Source organism: Burkholderia theae (assembly GCF_048565265.1).
Lineage (GTDB): Bacteria > Pseudomonadota > Gammaproteobacteria > Burkholderiales > Burkholderiaceae > Burkholderia > Burkholderia theae.
The window spans coordinates 2,807,135-2,823,378 of record NZ_CP183462.1 but is presented as its reverse complement, the minus strand read 5'-3'; the positions used below and the strand labels follow the sequence as shown (position 1 = coordinate 2,823,378).

The following is a 16,244-nucleotide window of genomic DNA, read 5'->3' as shown; positions in this document are numbered from 1 at the left end:
TGCATCGCGCCGATCCGTCGCGCAGCGCATTACCGGCGGCGGTGAATGTCGTGCGTCACGAAACCCGCGTCGTTGTTGGGCAGCGCGAGGCCGTCCTTCACTGCGAGCGTCTTGCGGATGTCGTCGAGACCCGCGGACCAGTGGTCGCGCATCGTCGACAGACCGAACTGATAGTCCTTGTAGTGATGCTCGTACGCCTTCTGCTGGTAGATCAGGTGCTGGATGTTGTACTTCTTGCTGCACGACATCGCATCGGCCTCGACGCACCACGGATCCGCCTTGCGCTGCGCTTCAGGCACCTGGTCGAGCACGTGGCGCAGCACGTTGCGGTAACGCTGTTCGCGCTGCAGCGTGTCGGTGACGAAACGCGTGCGGCTCGAATACTGCACGTCCTTCGTGCGTTCGGCGACGTCGGCCATCGTGCGCGGCAGCGGCCCGCGCGCGCTCCACAAATCGACCTGGAACGCGAGCGTGTCGCGGCGCGGCCGGGCGCGGAGCACTTCCATCAGCGGCGTGTTCGACACGACGCCACCGTCCCAGTAATACTCGCCGTCGATCTCGACGGGCGGGAACGCGGGCGGCAGCGCGCCGGACGCCATGAAGTGCTCGGGCGCGAGGCGGATGCGCGAGTTGTCGAAGTACACGAAGTTGCCGGTGCCGACGTTGACCGCGCCGACCGACACGCGCGTCTCGCCCGAATTGATCCGGTCGAAGTCGCACAGCTTCAGCAGCGTTGCGCGCAGCGCCGACGTGTCGTACCAGCTGATCTTTTCGGGATGGTCGGACACGCCCGGCAGCGGCGGCGGGAAGCGCGGCACGAAGAATCCCTGCTGGCCCTGCATCATCGCGCTGGCAGCCTGCGACGCGGTGAAGAACGTGCGGATCTGGTCGATGCTGTTGAACAGCGCGAATTCGAACGCGGCCGGAATCGTGGGAAAGAACGCCGGCTGGCAGATCGTTTCCCAGAATTCGCGCAGGCGCTCGACGCGATGCTCGGGCGCATTGCCGGCGATCAGCGCGGTGTTGAGCGCGCCGATCGAGATGCCCGCGATCCAGTCGAGCGGAACGTCCGCCTCGTGCAGCCCTTCGAACACGCCGGCCTGATACGCGCCGAGCGCGCCGCCGCCCTGCAGGACGAGCGCGATCGTCTCGTACGGCAGCGACCGTGCAGGGGCCGGCGCGCCGGCTTCGTGTTGCAGGTCCGCCGCGTCGACGGCCTGCTTTTCTGTTCGGGCGTGCGGCTTCATCAATTGCTCCGGGAAATCCCGCCATGGATGGCGGAGAGGAAAGGCAAGGTGCGGGAATTGCCTCCCGTCAGGGAGGCGAGGACGTTACTGCATGAACCAGCCGTGGCTGACGACGAACGACTGGCCCGTGAGCGCGGCGCTCGGGAATGCCGACAGGAACAGCACCGTCTGCGCGACGTCCTGCACCGTCGTGAACACGCCGTCGACCGTGTTGCCGAGCATCACCTTCTTGATCACTTCTTCCTCGCTGATGCCGAGCTCCTTCGCCTGCTCCGGAATCTGCTTGTCGACCAGCGGCGTGCGCACGAAGCCCGGACACACGACGTGCGAGCGCACGTTGTGCTTCGCGCCTTCCTTCGCGAGCACGCGGGCGAGGCCGAGCAGACCGTGCTTGGCCGTCACGTACGCCGACTTCAGCGGCGACGCTTCGTGCGAGTGCACCGAACCCATGTAGATCACGACGCCGCCGCGATCGTCCTTGTACATGTGCTTGAGCGCGGCCTTCGTCGTCAGGAACGCGCCGTCGACGTGGATCGCCTGCATCTTCTTCCAGTCGGCGAACGAGTAGTTCTCGATCGGGTTGACGATCTGGATGCCGGCGTTCGACACGAGGATGTCGACCGAGCCGAACGCTTCGGCCACCTTGTCGATGCCGCTGTTCACGGCTTCCTCGTTCGTCACGTCCATCGCGACGCCGATCGCCTTGCCGCCCGCCTTGATGATCTCGTCGGCGACCGCATTCGCGCCGTCCTGGTTCAGGTCGGCGATCGCGACGGCCGCGCCTGCTTTGGCGAGCTCGAGTGCGATTTCCTTGCCGATGCCGCTTGCGGCGCCCGTGACGACTGCGGTCTTGCCATTCAGGTTGCTCATTTCGAATTCCCGTGGTGAAAGGTTTGACAGGGAGAAAGGACTGCGGACGTGTTACTGAGCCAGGTAATCGTAGACGACTTCGCCAAGGCCCAGTGTCAAATCTGCGACGAGGTGCCGGGCCTCGACGATCTCGAGCACCGGCAGGTCGGCCACGGGCGCGAGCGCGTGCGGCGCCAGCTCGAGCGATGCGGGGCCCGTCCACGCGCCCTTCATCTTGATGTCCTGCAGGTAGTAGCGCACCAGTTCGCACACGCGCGCGGTGCCGTCGACGTGCGGAATGATCTTCAGCAGGAAATTGGGGCCGGCGAGACGCTTCGTCTGCTCGTCGATATCCAGTTCCTTGTGCTTGTAGCCCATCGTGCCGGTCGCGACGCGCACCTTGCCGTAGTCGAGCGTGCCGAGGAGGTGGTCGGTGTTCACGTGCAGGGTGGGCGAGGCGAGCTTCTTCGGGAAGCCCCACAGCTCGCGGCCGCCGGCGATCGGCGGGTGATCGTCGAGATACATCGCGAGCGTGTAGCCGCCCGGCTGGCCGTTGTATTCGACGGGAATTACCTGGCCGCTTTCGGTGTAGTCGCCGAAGCCGGTCGAATCGGCCATGCGAATGAATTCGTAATGCACGAGCGGCTCGGTGACCTGCAGCGGCTCGGGGACAATTTCACGGAGACGGTCCGGATCGGTGCGATACGTGATGATCAGGAACTCACGGTTGACGAAACGGTAGGGGCCCATCGGGAAGGCGGGGCTGGTCAACGGCATCGCAAACGCTTTCGATCGGACATCGCTGGTTTTCATGCGGACTCCTTGTTGTTGATCGCTTCGTGGATGAGTGCTCGTAATCGTATGCCTGTGCGTTGCCGTTGTGCGATGCCGCATTTGGAATTAATTGTTGCCGATTTCAAAGTATTTGCGGCGTAAATATTGAGATGAACGATGCAAACGGCTCGGATGGCGCCCGGCGGTCCGATCTTCGCACACGTCGATGACGTCACGATGTGAAAAAGGTGAGTCTTTACGGGATGCTGGGTGAGCCTTTTCGGGAGACGGTCGCGCGGAAATATGACAATTGTGTGAACTTGTGCTGCGGTGCAGGCTCTAAGTGCGTTCGCCGCGGCGGGTGGGCCCTGTCCCGCATGCCCGCCGAATTAAGCATCGCTTAAGCGGGCGCCCGCTAGCATCGTTCCTGTCCGACCGGGCAACCGGTCGAATCTTTACGTCCCACGCAACCGGATTCATGCAGAACCTCAATCTCACCCTCTTTTCCGCCATCAACGCCGGGGTTGCGCCGCAGCCGGGCGTGGCCCGCCTCGCCATCTTCGCCGCCGACTGGCTCGTCTATGCGCTACCCGCGATGCTGTTGCTGACCTGGATATTCGGCGCGCGCCCGACGCGGCGCCAGGCGATCGAAGCCGGTGTCGGCGTATGCGTGGCGCTCGCGCTCGCGCAGGTGATCGGGCATGTCTGGTTCTCGCCGCGTCCGTTCATGGCCGGCGTCGGCACGCAATTGATTCCGCATTCGCCGGACAGCTCGTTTCCGAGCGATCACATGACGTTCGCATGGAGCCTGGCGGTCGGCCTGATGCTCGGCGGCACGACCCGGCTCACCGGGTTCGTGATGGCCGCGATGGCCGTGGCGATTGCGTGGGGGCGCGTCTATGCGGGCGTGCACTGGCCGTTCGACATGGCGGGCGGCGTGCTGGTCGGGACGGCCGGCGCGCTGGCCGCACACCTGTACGGGCAACGCGTGACCGCGCTGCTTGAGCGGCTCGGCGATTCGGTGCATGCGGTCGTGATGGGGCGCCGGCACGCGCCGTAAGCGGAAGGAAGTCGGGCAGGAGGCCGTCAGCCAGGCGTGCCGGGCGAGCGGGCCGGTTCGGCCGCCGCGGACGGGCCGCCGCCCGCATCATGCAGTTCGGGCGTATCGGCCGGGTGCTGCGCGGCGTCGCGATCAAGGGCGCTTTCCTTCAGGATCGCGCACATCGCGACGAACAGCGCGAGTACGACCGCGGCGAGGCCACAATAACCGGCGATCTTCAGGTTGCGAAGGAAAGGCGAAGCGTGGCTTTCTTTTGTCATGACCGGGCGCTCCTGGGCGGGCTGCGGCGGCTGTCGCCTGACAGCGGCGTCGCAGACATACATATATACCAGCCGCGATGCCGATGCCAAGCCCGTCGGTGCGCCGGCGCCACGGTCGCATCACCCGTCAAGCCGTCGGGTGCCCGTAAGCCGGGTGCCCGTACCCTTCAGTCTTCCAGCGTTTCGTGTACGGCCGCCGCGCCGCGCTTCCAGTAGGCTGCCGCGCGGATGCGCGACTTGTCGACCCCGCGCTCGCCGGTCAGGTGCTGCCGGACCGCGCGCATCGACAGCGCTTCGCCGGCCGCCCACACGTAGCCGTCGCCCGACGGCGGCAGCGGCAGGTCGCGGACCGCATCCAGCAGCACGTCGCCGTCCGCCGCGTCGGCTTCGGCGCGGAAGCGCCAGATTTCATGCACGTCGGCGTGCGTATCGAACGAGATCTGCGCGGTGCGATCCGCGACTTCCAGCACGACCGCCGCGCGCGCACCGGCCGGCAATTCCTCGAGACGCCGCGCGATCGCCGGCAGCGCCGTATCGTCGCCGATCAGCAGATGCCAGTCAAAACCGGTCGGGACGACGAACGAACCGCGCGGGCCGCCGATGCCGAGCCATTGGCCGACGCGCGCCTGCGTGGCCCACTGCGACGCGGGGCCCGGATGGTTCAGCACGAATTCCAGATCGAGCTCGCACGCGGCGCGGTCGAAGCGGCGCGGCGTGAAGTCGCGCGCGACGGGCTTCGGCTCGCCTTCCGGAAACTCGGGGCCGTTCGCGCCGAGCGTCGGCATCGCGGGCCGTTCGGCGCCGGGCGGCGGGAAAAACACTTTCACGTGGTCGTCGAACGACGCGGATTCGAAATCCGCGAGATCGGGGCCGCCGAGCGTGACGCGCAGCAGATGCGGCGTCACGGTGTGCACGCGCAGCACCTGCAGCAGGCGGAACTTGAGGGTGTGGCGCACGCGGGTCACGGTGCGTTCGGATGTGTTCTGCATCAATCCGTACTCCTTATATGTTGGCGGGCGGCGCGGATGACGCGTCGGTGCCGCCTTCGATTTCGGCCGTCGCGCGGCGCATGATTGCCGCGATGCGGCGCTGTTCGTCGGGGCCGGCTGCGCTCTTGTGCAGCAGCGCCCGCTTGAGCGCGACGCGCGCTTCGACGAACTCCGGCAGCCAGCCGGCTTGCGATTCGTCTTGCGCTTCGTTGCCGGCCGATTCCCCGGCGAAAGCGCGGCGCATGAACTCCATCTTGCGCGCGAGGTGCGTGAGGCGTGCGAACAGCGTGTCGACGCGTTCGCGTTGCGCGTCGAGATGCACGCGGCCGGCGTCGGTCAGCGCATAACGCTTGCGGTTGCCTTCCGCCTGCGACGCGACGAAGCCGCCTTCCTCGAGATACGTGAGCGCCGGATACACCATGCCGGGGCTCGGGCTGTAGAAACCGTTCGAACGTGTGTCGAGCGCCTTGATCAGCTCGTAGCCATGGCTCGGTTGCTCGGCAACCAGCGCGAGCAGCAGCAGCTGGAGATCGTCGGAGCTGAACTGGCGGCCGCGCGGCATGCCGTCGTCGCCGAAATCGCCAAAGCCGCCGCGCCCGCCCCGGCCGCCGAACGGGCCGCCACCGAACGAATCGTGGCCGCGGCGGTGGCGACCGATCGCGTGCCAGAGACCGGCGAACCAGTCAGGGCCTGCATGCGCACCTTGCCCGTCGCATCGGGCATGGCCGCGGAAGTGGTTGTGTCGCATGATCGTGTCCTGTATGTCGTAAAACATATCTAAAGATATATATCGAAAGATAGGGCGTCAAGGGGATTATTTGGGGTGGGATGGAGGGGCGGCCGCGATGTAGGTTGGCAAAAAAGGTGGTCTTTTTTGCAGTGTTTGATCAAAGCTATTAATTTGTAAGGCAAATAGTTAATGTGTTTGTTCGCGGTTGTCGTGAACTTCCGCGGAAAAGGCGCGCGGCGCCTCGGGGCGGGAGATCGTCGCTGTAGCTTTGAGGATCCCGGTGATGGCCTTTCTCGGCGATGTTGTCTGAGCCATCATCGAGGGGTATTAGATTGGTGTTTTCAATGTGCTGCCAAAGGGCGCTCGACGACCGCGAGTAATTCGGACTACACATCAAAACCGGGGCAGGTATGCGCCAAGTAATGGCGCTATCTCAGATCCGCACATTGATCAACTGAGCGTAGCGGTCACTGTGTCAGTCGGTAGTTCAGAGAATCGAGGCCGGTTGCGGAAAGTCTGACGATATTTGCGGGTGCGGTAGAAGGGCGCGGTCGTTTGCATACGGCAACGAACCGCCGCCCCTGGATCAATCACATTAGAAGTCGTCGGAAGTATCGATCTCTACGTTAATCGGCACCAGAGATCTTGAGCGATCGGCTGATAAATATCCGTTTCAACGTCGACTGGCAATTCGAGTGATACCACGAGGGAATAGCCGTCGGCACGCAACGCCTAGCTCGAGCACAACGGAACGATGATAACGTTGCGGGTGCCGCAAAAAACTCAGCTTCACGACGCAATAGGGCAATCGCATCGCGCTTCATGCACACACGCAGCCGGGGCAGGCGTCTCATACCCTAAGTGACGTAGCGACTTCATCAGACGGCGAAGATCCGGCGCTGGTAGTCGAGAACCAAGCGATCGATGTCCTGATCGGCCCGCCGCGGCCGGCTTTTCGGTTCGAGCCACAGCCATCGCATCATCCGGTAGCGGGCTTCGGTGCACATCAGCCACGAGTCCCAGTCCGACCAGTGGCGTAGCAACGGGATGTTGCGAATGTCCCGCAGCCCATCGCGAACTTCGTATACATGGAAGTACTGGCCGGCACGCTGACTCAATTCGTCGAACGCATGCGCGGCCCGCGTCGGGTCGGACAGCAGAAAATCGTGGATTTCGATGATCACGTGGCTGCCCGAGAGTTGTTCCAGCAGCGTGTCGTTGAACAGGTCGAATTCCGCGCCCTCGATATCGCACAAGATCACCCGCTCGGCCGGATTGCCGCCGTGCTCCGACAGGATCGCCGGCAGGTTACGATCGGCCTGCCCGTAGACCGCGACGCGGTCCGCCAGTCCCATCTCCGCAGCTCGGTGCTCGATGGCCCGGCGACGCTGCTCGTCCATTTCAAAACACAGGCTGCGACCAAAGACGTTGTTACTGACTAGTCCGATGCCAAAATTTCCGTCAGCGGCTCCTAGATCGACCAGCACCTTTTGGGGGGACCCAAGGGCATCGAGAATTGCGCAGACAGCGATTTCGTAGGTGCCGAGCAGGAAGCCGCCGACTGTGACTTCCGCCCAGTGGCTGACGCCGATCGGAAACCCACGAAGGATGCCGTATTGGACAATCGAGCCCGTCTGCTCGCGCAGCAACTGTGTCAGATAGTGCAGACGAAGATTCGCAGCTTGAATCGAGCTTTGGCTGAAGTACTGAGAGTGGTCCATTTTTCCTGTTCTTCCCGGGTGATGAAGTACGTCGAGAAATATAGCGTCGACAAATTGTCTTCTGCGGATCAGGCAGTGAGTCTCGCGTCGATCCTATCGGAATCCAGCCACACTCGACGAACTTTGGCGAGAGGTTGATAGTGTTGGAGCGAGTGCAATGTTCATGTGGATGGACGTGTATGAGCTCCGTTCGAGGGCAGATAGTGGCAGCTCGGAACTGGCCAGTGTGCCCAGTACGCGTAGGCCTTCGTGCGTCAGTGACGAGATGTGCTCGGATTGTGCGACACCGCCCTCATGTCGAGCTGCTCCGCGAATATCTGCAACTCGCGGCCGGTAGTCATGTCACCAGTCGGATTCGGGTAAACATCGATGAGTTCATGTGGGCGCATAAGTTGTCACGTTCGGCGATTCTCGACCCTTATGCGTTGCTCTCTTGGCGGCAAAGCATGACTGACCGATTGTTTATGAAACTCTGCCGCTGGGAAATAGGCTGGGCAATATTGTGTCAGCTTCAAATGAAGCGGAGCGGTGTTCATTATCAACAAATAGCGCACAAGAAACGATTTTATCTGTGATTGGCTGACAAGTTGATTTCATTTTTACGATCTTATTTCGAGTTCCTGAAAATTTCCCAATACAATCTTTCTATTTGGAAGAAAAATTGTCAAATTTTGTCATATCTTAACTAATCCGTGGTTGCCTCAATGATCTGCAGTTACATTCTGAAACAACTGCCGATGAGTACGGCTTGCTCAATGGTTGATTTAAATAAAAGAAATTAAATTGTAAGAATTTAGTATTACGAAATATATGGATTGCGCTGTCATAAGAATCTCGCATATATCGCATGGGGGCTTTAGTGAATCCGGATATTGCTTTGCATATGCTCGGGGAGACATTCTGGACCGGGTTGCTAGTTTGCGCACCGGTACTGGGTAGCGTATTGCTGGTGGGTCTGATCGTCAGCGTTTTTCAAGTCGTTACGCAAATCCAAGACATGTCTTTGACATTCATCCCGAAACTCGTGACGGCGATCCTGGTACTCACGACGATTGGGGCATGGATGCTGCGGGAGATGGCTCAATTTTCGTCACGTCTCTGGACAAGTATTCCCAGCCTTTTTTGACCGCGGACGAAGATAATGCCGAATACCCTATCCGCTTGGGGGCTGAGTAGCGATTGGCTTGTCACAGCGACATTGCTGTCGATTCGCGTCGGCGCCGCATTCCTGTTTACGCCGTTGTTGACCGTAGTCAACGTACCGGGGCCGGTGCGCTTGTTGATTGTGATTGGGCTGGCCGTGGGGCTGACTCCCGCCACACCCGGTGCTGGTGCACTCACGTCAAACGGATCTTCGACTGCTGATGCCTTACGCGGTGACGTTGTATTCGGCTGGATTCTTTCGGAAATGGCATTTGGCGTGGCATTGGCTGTTGCCGTCCACTTGGCGTTCGCCGTCTTTTCTCTTGCGGGCCGGATACTGGACATTCAGATCGGTTTCGGCCTAGCACAGGTCTTTGATCCAAGCACCAATGCAGTCGTGCCGGTGCTGACGACGATATTCAATCAAGCTGCCGTCATCGTTTTTTTTCTCGTCGACGGCCATCACATGTTGCTGCGGGGCATCGCGTACAGCCTTCATCGATTTCCTCTCGGGGCGCCATGGCCGCTGGATGCGGCGGTGGCTCCGATTCTGGCCCAAGCAGCCGAAATGCTCGACCTCGCATTCTCGCTGGTTTCTCCGATCGTGTTTTGCATTCTGATCGTTGAGTTCGCGCTTGCGTTGTTGTCGCGCAGCGTTCCGCAGATGCACATGCTGTCGATGGGGCTGCCCGTGAAGATCCTGATCGGGCTGGCTGTACTGTCGTTCTGGATCGTGGGAAATGGGGCGGCGATGTTACGTATTTACGGAACGCTCTATCACGCATGGGACGGGTGGTTTGGCGCTGCGAGCGTTGACGGGGGCTCGCATGGCCGACGCTGAACAAAATCGCAGCGAAGCGGCGACGCCTCATAAGCTGAAGAAGGCACGCGAGCAAGGACAGGTTGCGAAAAGTCGTGACCTGCCGCTGGCGATCGTGTTGATTGCGACGATGCTGTACGCATCATCGCAGGCTTGGCCAGTCTGGCGTCAGGTGTTCACCTTTGCCCGAGGATTGATGGTCGAGGCAAGTTCCGGTGCGCTAGATCCGGCACTGCTCGTGACACTCCTGGAGCGGATGATTCACATGTGCGTGGTCGCCGCGACACCGTTCCTGGCGGTCGTGGTGATTGCCGCGATCATCGGCAACCTGCTGCAGGTCGGGCCGCTGATTGCACCGGCGACCATCGAACCGAATTTCGAGCGGTTGAATCCGGTCGAGGGATTTAGGCGCCTGTTCTCCCTTCAGTCGATTTACCAGGCACTCAGACTGCTGCTGAAGCTCGTATTGTTGGTGATCGCCGTCTATTTCGCGATCAAGAAGTTGCTGCCACAGTTTTATTTGCTGACGGGACAAGGTGCCCTGCGCCAGACGAAGACACTGCTCGACGACATTTCTTCACTTGGCCTGAAGGTCGGCGCGGTGTTTTTCCTGCTTGCTATGTTCGACTGGCTGCTGGCACGTCGGCGTTTCGCAAAGCGAATGAGAATGAGCCGCCGCGAGGTCAAGGACGAAGTGAAGCAACGCGAAGGCGATCCGCGTATCCGTGGACGCTTGCGCGAACTTCGACGCGACGTGCTGAAGCGCAGCCTTGCAGTCAGCCATACGCGCAATGCCGACGTGGTGATCACGAATCCCATCCACGTGGCTGTTGCGCTGCGTTATGTCGAAGGCGAAATGTCGGCGCCGCAATTGGTCGCGAAGGGGCGTGGACTGATGGCGGCGGTGATGCGAAGCATCGCGGCCCGTCACGGTATCCCGATCGTCCAGAATCCCCCGCTTGCCCGCGCGCTCTATCGTGAAACGGAGACCGACCAACACATTCCTCCGGCGATGTACGCAACCGTAGCCCGGATCATTGTTTGGGTTTTCGCGCGGCGACGAGCCGCGCACGAAACGGGCGTCGCGCCGGCGCCGCAGCGGAGCAGCCGATGAACGCGTTGAAGCGCATCCTCGGTCGACACGCCGATATCGTGATGGTCCTGCTTGTTCTCGGCGTGCTGGTGGTGTTGTTCGCTCCGATTCCAGCGGGCGTGCTGGATTTTCTGATCCTCACGAACGTCAGCTTTGCGCTACTGGTTTTGCTTCTGACGTTTTATATGGAGCGGCCGGTCGAGTTTTCGACGTTCCCGTCGCTGTTGCTGATAGCAACGCTGTTCCGTTTGTCGCTCAACGTGGCGGCGACCCGTCTGATTCTTTCGTCCGGAAACGCGGGCAAGGTGATATCGGCGATCGGCGCGTTTGTCGTGGGCGGCAACTATGTCATTGGGTTGATTGTCTTTCTGATCCTTATCGTCGTGCAGTACGTGGTAGTGACCAACGGTGCACAGCGTGTTTCCGAAGTTGCGGCGCGCTTCACGCTGGACAGCATGCCCGGACAGCAAATGAGCATCGACGCGGACCTGAACATGGGGTTCATCGATCAGGCGGAAGCGCAGCGGCGACGCAAAAATCTCGAGAAGGAAGCCGCCTTCTATGGCGCGATGGACGGGGCGAGCAAGTTCGTGAAGGGTGATGCGATTGCCGGCATTCTCATCATGCTGATCAACATTGTTGGTGGTCTCGTGATTGGCGTGATGCAGCAGGGCATGCAATGGGGTGATGCATTGCAGACATATACGCTACTCACGATCGGAGACGGCATCGTTACGCAGGTTCCGGCGCTGGTGATTGCCGTGGGGACTGGCATTATCGTGACGCGTTCCGCAAGTGACGCGAATTTGAGCGCTGAAGTCGCGCGACAAATCACGTCGTTTCCGAAGACGCTATTACTCGTGGCGGGTGCGTTGGGCGGGCTGATCCTGTTGCCCGGCATCCCGTCGTTTCCGGCCGCGGTGCTCGCCTGCCTCGCGTTGACCGTGGCGGTGATGCTCTATCGAGCGGCGCGCCGGCGCGACGAGTCATTGTCGCTCGAATCCGGAGACCAGCCGGGCGATGTGCGCGAGGGTCGCGGCACCGAAGCCGATCCCTATGCCCAGCTCGCCGTCGAACCGATCGAGGTTCATCTTGGCTCGTACTGGGCCGGACAGGCGGATCAGGCGGATGGCTTTCTGAACGAGCGAATCGCGGCTTTCCGCAATCAACATGCGTTCGAACTGGGACAGGTATTGCCGCCCGTGCGATTCAAGGCGAACGGCAAGCTCGCTCCTGATCGTTACGAAATCCTGGTAGACGGTGTCCCCCGCGCGAGGGGAGAGGCGCGTGTCGAGCGATTGCTTGCCATTCATCCGTCCGGCGACGTGCGATCGATCCCCGGCGAGCCGACGCGGGATCCGACATATGGTTTGCCGGCGATCTGGATCGAGGAGATGCAGCGCGAAGCCGCGCTTGCCGCGAAGTTCACGCTTGTGGACGGCGGCACGGTTCTGATTACCCACCTTTGCGAAATATTGCGTCGCGAATCCGCGACTTTGCTTACCCGGGGAGAGACCGAACGTCTGCTTTCACGCGTCCGCAGTGCGCAGCCTGGCCTTGTCGAAGAACTGGTGCCGACGGTCTTGTCGCTGAGCGATATTCAGAAAGTACTGCAGAGCTTGCTACGCGAAAAGGTGCCGATTCGAAATATCGAAGCGATCGTCGAGACTCTCGCCGATGCTGCACGCTACAGCAAGGATGTTGGTCAACTGACAGAACTGGTGCGACGCAGGCTGAGTCACGCGATTTGTCATGGATTGATCGGTGACACCAACGCACTTCATGTGTTGACACTCGATCCTGCAGTCGAGGGCGAGATCCTGAGCGGCTTTCAGGCAGTGCGCGAGGCGCCGGACGGTACACCGCAAGCGTTCGCGATCGATCCGCGCCTCTCGGAACAACTCATGACGCGTCTCGTGCAGCAGGCGGAACGCATGATGAAAGGAAACCTGCAACCGGTGCTGCTTTGCGCACCGGATCTGCGACGCCATCTTCGCGCGCTATCCGAACGCGTCGTGCCGCATTTGCGAGTGCTGTCGATGGCCGAGATTCCGCAGACCGTCGAGCTGAAATCGTGGGGAATCGTGAAGCTGTAGTGCTATAGCGGAAAAGACCTGGAAAACGTCGCAGTACCCCTTGTTTTGACAACAGGCCAAGCACGGAAATGGACGACATATTTGCAATTGGATTGATCGGCATGCAGCAGGATCTGGCCAAGGTGGATCGAGTCGCGGCGAATATCGCGAACGTATCGACACCAGGCTATCGGCGCGAAGTGCTTGGCGCGGCCCCATTTGCCGACGTCGCTCGACTGGCGGCCGGTAATGGCCAGGGATCGACACCTTCAGCGGTAGAGCCTGCATTCGAGCAGGCAAGCATGCGCGTCCTGCTCGATACGCGTCCCGGCACGCTCAAGGTGACGGGCGAACCGCTAGATGTCGCGCTCACTTCCGATGGCTTCTTCGAGGTGGAAACGGCGAACGGAATGGCTTATACGCGACAAGGAAACTTCAGCGTGGATAGCCGCGGCAGGCTCGTCACCGCTCAGGGTGATCCCGTGATGGGGCGTGGCGGGGAGATCCATCTGAACACAACGACGCCCGTGATCGATCGACAGGGCAATGTGACCGAGCCGGCGTCATCCGGTGCGTCTGCGGGGGCATCGCGTTCGCCGGTTGCGCAGTTGAAGGTCGTCACGTTTGACGATCCGCAGTCGTTGACGAAGGTCGGCGACGGTCTGTATGCCGCCGGGACCGGTTTGAAAGTGATTGCGGACGGAACGGAGGTGCGCCAGGGCGCACTCGAGAATTCGAACGTAAATGCGATGCGGGAAATGATGCAACTGATGCAAACGACTCGTCATTTCGAGTCGATGCAGAAAATCGTCCAGAACTACGACGGGTTACTGGACACCGCCATTCACAAGCTCGGCGATCTGTCGTAACGCCGTGACCGGAACAGGGGACAGCACATCATGCTAGACGCTCTTTATGTCGCGGCAACCGGCATGCAGGCACAGCAGCTCGACGTCGACACGATTGCGAACAACCTCGCGAATCTCAACACGACAGCATTCAAGAAATCGAGGATCAGCTTTACCGACCTCGTCACGCTTGAGCGCGTTCGGCAAACGCACGTGGCGGGAAGCGGGCGCGGCGGCGGCATCGACGAAACCGGGCCGCTGGCCGCCGTGCCTCGCATGGGGGCGGGGGTCGGTATCGCCAGTGTTGCCAAGCTGTTCGATGCGGGGGTGATTTCACAGACCAATTCGCAGTGGGACGTCGCGATCAACGGTGACGGCTTTCTGTCCGTGTCGATGCCGGACGGGTCGACGGCGTATACCCGGGGCGGCACGCTGATCGTCAACGGTGACGGGCTGCTTGCGACTCAAAGCGGGCAACCGCTCAAACCTGGCCTCGCCGTACCGGCGAATGCAACCGGGATGACGATCGGCAGCGATGGCAGCGTGTCGGTTACGGTTTCGGGTCAAAGCGGGCCGGTGAAACTCGGCCAATTGCAACTCGTGCGGTTCTCCAATCCGGCTGCTTTGCTTGCGCAAGGCGACGGGCTCTACAGCGAAAGCGACGGTTCGGGCGAGCCGATCTCAGGCAACGCCGGACAGGATGGTATCGGAACCATGCAGCAAGGTGCACTGGAAGGATCCAATGTGCAAATGGTCGACGAGATGGTCAACCTGATGGTCGCGCAGCGTGCCTACGAAGCGAGCGTGAAAGTCGCTCAGGCGTCCGACGAACTGCTTGGCCTAGTCAACAATCTGCGTAAGTGAATCGACATGATGCTTGACAGGGTCCGGGGGAGTCGGGAAGCGTCAAAGGTCGTGCACGGCAGTGCGCTGGCGCTCCTGGCGATGCTGTCGTTCAGTGCTTACGCGGGACTGGACGATGTTGTTCGGATCGACTTGCGCGGCGATGTCGAAGTGACTCACCGTAAGGTCGTACTGGGTGATGTAGCTGTCATTCGCGATGGCGACGATACGAGAAATCGTCGTCTTGTCGCGTTGCCAATCGGATCCGTGCCGCAGTCAGGCGTACCTGTCGTTGTGAGCCGTGCCGTACTGAGCGCGTGGATCGAGAAGCGCGTTGGTCTTCGTGCCGAACAGATCGAATGGAGCGGCGATACGTCGAGTCGTGTGCATCTTGCCATGTCACGGGTGCGAGGCGATCTGATCGGCCAGAGGGCAGAGGCCGCGCTACGTACCGAACTGGAAGAAGGCGGAATGCATTGCACGATTTCGCTCGCGCATGTACCAGCCGACGTTGACGTTCCGGCGGGCACGCTCACCATGGAAGTTCGTCAGATCGCGGCCCCGGCGATTCAGGATACGGCAGGAGACCGATTCGTTTCGAAGCATCAATCCGCCTGGGTGGATCTTCACGTGGATGGTGTTTTCGTGCGGACGGTTCCGGTGGATTTCGACGTGAGCGTTTCTGCGCCGACCTATGTTGCTGCAAGGGATCTCCGCGTCGGCCAAGTCCTCGATCCGACGCGGCCCGATCCGACACAAGTGAAGATCGAGGAACGGGAGTGGAGCGGCCGGCCGACTCCGCCCCTTCGTGTGGCGACGGCGCTTGATCAGGCACGGAAAGTCGAACCGGTCAACGCCGAGGACAGTCCGATGATGCGCGTGCGTCGCCCGGTCCAGGCGGGCCGCGTCTTGTCGAAGGCTGATGTCGAGCCGCTGCCGAAGGTGACTCGAGGCGACTATGCGACGTTGCGCGAAGTTGCCGGTCCGATCGCGCTGGAAAGCCGCGTCGAGGTGATGGAGGACGGTCAGGTGGGCGATACCGTGCGCGTCAGGCAGACCGGTGCGTCGGATACGGTCGTGGCGCGCGTGACCGGGCCGCATGCGGTAGAGGTGCATCAATGAAATTGCTCCGCCTGCCTGCTTTCGCCGTGCTCGGGATGCTGATCGCTGTCGCATCCCGGTGCGCTTCGGCCGAAAGCCTGTATCGCGAAGATACCTATCGCGCTTTAACGAGTGACCAGAAGGCCTATCGAACCGGCGACCTGCTGACAGTCAAGGTCTACGAACAATCGTCGGCCACGACGAGCACCGACACTTCGACGCAGCGGACGAACGGCCTCAATGGCTCGATTTCCATTTTGCCGAGTGGGCGGCAACTCGGCGGATCGCTTGCGCAGGGCGGCACGTTCGATGGAGGCGGTACGACCCAGCGTGCCAACAAGCTGCTCGCGACGCTTAGCGTGAACGTCAAGGACGTGCTGCCGAACGGTGATCTCGTGGTGGCGGGAGAGCAGACCCTGACCGTCAACAACGAGCAGCACAAGGTCAATCTGACGGGGCGGGTCAGACCGCAAGACATATCGAGCGACAACGTCGTCCTTTCGACGCGTCTTGCCGATGCGCATATCGATTATCTCGGTGAGGGCGATCTGTCAGATCGCCAGAAGCGCGGTTGGTGGCGCAAGGTGCTGGATTGGCTGGGGCTATGATGAATCGAGCATCGCATTTAAGCGCGGGAACGGTATGTGCAATCGTACGTGGCGCCCGCATCCTGGTTGCCGTTGCATTGGGC

16 protein-coding genes are annotated in these 16,244 nt (G+C 61.1%); 9 read left to right on the top strand and 7 right to left on the bottom strand.

The features are described 5' to 3' along the window. Window positions 1–29 precede the first annotated feature (29 nt). From ACN22W_RS30235 to ACN22W_RS30225, 3 genes are all read right to left on the bottom strand, one after another. Entirely contained in the window at window positions 30–1,247 is a 1,218-nt protein-coding gene (locus tag ACN22W_RS30235) for a patatin-like phospholipase family protein (protein ID WP_048250647.1), read from the bottom strand. Between the two features lie 84 nt (window positions 1,248–1,331). Continuing rightward, entirely contained in the window at window positions 1,332–2,117 is a 786-nt protein-coding gene (locus ACN22W_RS30230) for a 3-hydroxybutyrate dehydrogenase (protein WP_048250646.1), read from the bottom strand. A gap of 51 nt (window positions 2,118–2,168) precedes the next feature. Beyond that, window positions 2,169–2,909 carry an acetoacetate decarboxylase gene (locus ACN22W_RS30225; RefSeq protein WP_419688261.1) on the bottom strand — a complete coding sequence of 247 codons (741 nt, stop codon included), beginning with the start codon at window positions 2,907–2,909 and terminating at the stop codon, window positions 2,169–2,171. A 439-nt stretch (window positions 2,910–3,348) separates the two neighbouring features. Here ACN22W_RS30225 and ACN22W_RS30220 point away from each other — a divergent pair, with 439 nt between their 5' ends. Further along, window positions 3,349–3,930 (top strand): phosphatase PAP2 family protein, encoded by a 582-nt coding sequence (locus ACN22W_RS30220; RefSeq protein WP_412023505.1) that lies wholly within the window; start codon window positions 3,349–3,351, stop codon window positions 3,928–3,930. A gap of 26 nt (window positions 3,931–3,956) precedes the next feature. Here ACN22W_RS30220 and ACN22W_RS30215 read toward each other — a convergent pair whose 3' ends face one another. From ACN22W_RS30215 to ACN22W_RS30200, 4 genes are all read right to left on the bottom strand, one after another. After that, complete coding sequence (locus tag ACN22W_RS30215; RefSeq protein WP_419688260.1) at window positions 3,957–4,190, bottom strand: hypothetical protein; 234 nt, start codon at window positions 4,188–4,190, stop codon at window positions 3,957–3,959. A 167-nt stretch (window positions 4,191–4,357) separates the two neighbouring features. Then, a complete protein-coding gene (locus tag ACN22W_RS30210; protein ID WP_419688259.1) occupies window positions 4,358–5,179 on the bottom strand; it encodes a siderophore-interacting protein in 822 nt (273 codons plus the stop codon). A 13-nt stretch (window positions 5,180–5,192) separates the two neighbouring features. Beyond that, complete coding sequence (locus tag ACN22W_RS30205) at window positions 5,193–5,927, bottom strand: PadR family transcriptional regulator (RefSeq protein WP_193102011.1); 735 nt, start codon at window positions 5,925–5,927, stop codon at window positions 5,193–5,195. An 860-nt stretch (window positions 5,928–6,787) separates the two neighbouring features. After that, window positions 6,788–7,630 carry a hypothetical protein gene (locus ACN22W_RS30200; RefSeq protein ID WP_419688258.1) on the bottom strand — a complete coding sequence of 281 codons (843 nt, stop codon included), beginning with the start codon at window positions 7,628–7,630 and terminating at the stop codon, window positions 6,788–6,790. An 847-nt stretch (window positions 7,631–8,477) separates the two neighbouring features. On the opposite strand from ACN22W_RS30200, the gene ACN22W_RS30195 reads away from it, so the two are divergent. The 8 genes from ACN22W_RS30195 (at window position 8,478) to ACN22W_RS30160 (ending at window position 16,161) form a co-directional block, all read left to right on the top strand. After that, window positions 8,478–8,756 (top strand): flagellar biosynthetic protein FliQ, encoded by a 279-nt coding sequence (locus ACN22W_RS30195; protein ID WP_419688257.1) that lies wholly within the window; start codon window positions 8,478–8,480, stop codon window positions 8,754–8,756. 15 nt (window positions 8,757–8,771) lie between these two features. After that, the gene (locus ACN22W_RS30190; protein ID WP_419688256.1) at window positions 8,772–9,614 is read left to right on the top strand and encodes a flagellar biosynthetic protein FliR; all 843 of its coding nucleotides are present in this window, start codon (window positions 8,772–8,774) and stop codon (window positions 9,612–9,614) included. Beyond that, complete coding sequence (locus ACN22W_RS30185; RefSeq protein WP_419688255.1) at window positions 9,601–10,707, top strand: EscU/YscU/HrcU family type III secretion system export apparatus switch protein; 1,107 nt, start codon at window positions 9,601–9,603, stop codon at window positions 10,705–10,707. Before ACN22W_RS30190 ends, ACN22W_RS30185 begins: the two co-directional genes overlap by 14 nt. Next, a complete protein-coding gene (locus tag ACN22W_RS30180; RefSeq protein ID WP_419688254.1) occupies window positions 10,704–12,782 on the top strand; it encodes a flagellar biosynthesis protein FlhA in 2,079 nt (692 codons plus the stop codon). Before ACN22W_RS30185 ends, ACN22W_RS30180 begins: the two co-directional genes overlap by 4 nt. A gap of 101 nt (window positions 12,783–12,883) precedes the next feature. Next, complete coding sequence (locus ACN22W_RS30175; RefSeq protein ID WP_419688253.1) at window positions 12,884–13,630, top strand: flagellar hook-basal body protein; 747 nt, start codon at window positions 12,884–12,886, stop codon at window positions 13,628–13,630. Between the two features lie 30 nt (window positions 13,631–13,660). Next, a complete protein-coding gene (flgG, locus tag ACN22W_RS30170; protein ID WP_419688252.1) occupies window positions 13,661–14,473 on the top strand; it encodes a flagellar basal-body rod protein FlgG in 813 nt (270 codons plus the stop codon). Between the two features lie 6 nt (window positions 14,474–14,479). Beyond that, a complete protein-coding gene (locus tag ACN22W_RS30165; RefSeq protein ID WP_419688251.1) occupies window positions 14,480–15,574 on the top strand; it encodes a flagella basal body P-ring formation protein FlgA in 1,095 nt (364 codons plus the stop codon). Next, window positions 15,571–16,161 carry a flagellar basal body L-ring protein FlgH gene (locus tag ACN22W_RS30160; protein ID WP_419688250.1) on the top strand — a complete coding sequence of 197 codons (591 nt, stop codon included), beginning with the start codon at window positions 15,571–15,573 and terminating at the stop codon, window positions 16,159–16,161. Before ACN22W_RS30165 ends, ACN22W_RS30160 begins: the two co-directional genes overlap by 4 nt. Window positions 16,162–16,244: the final 83 nt, after the last annotated feature.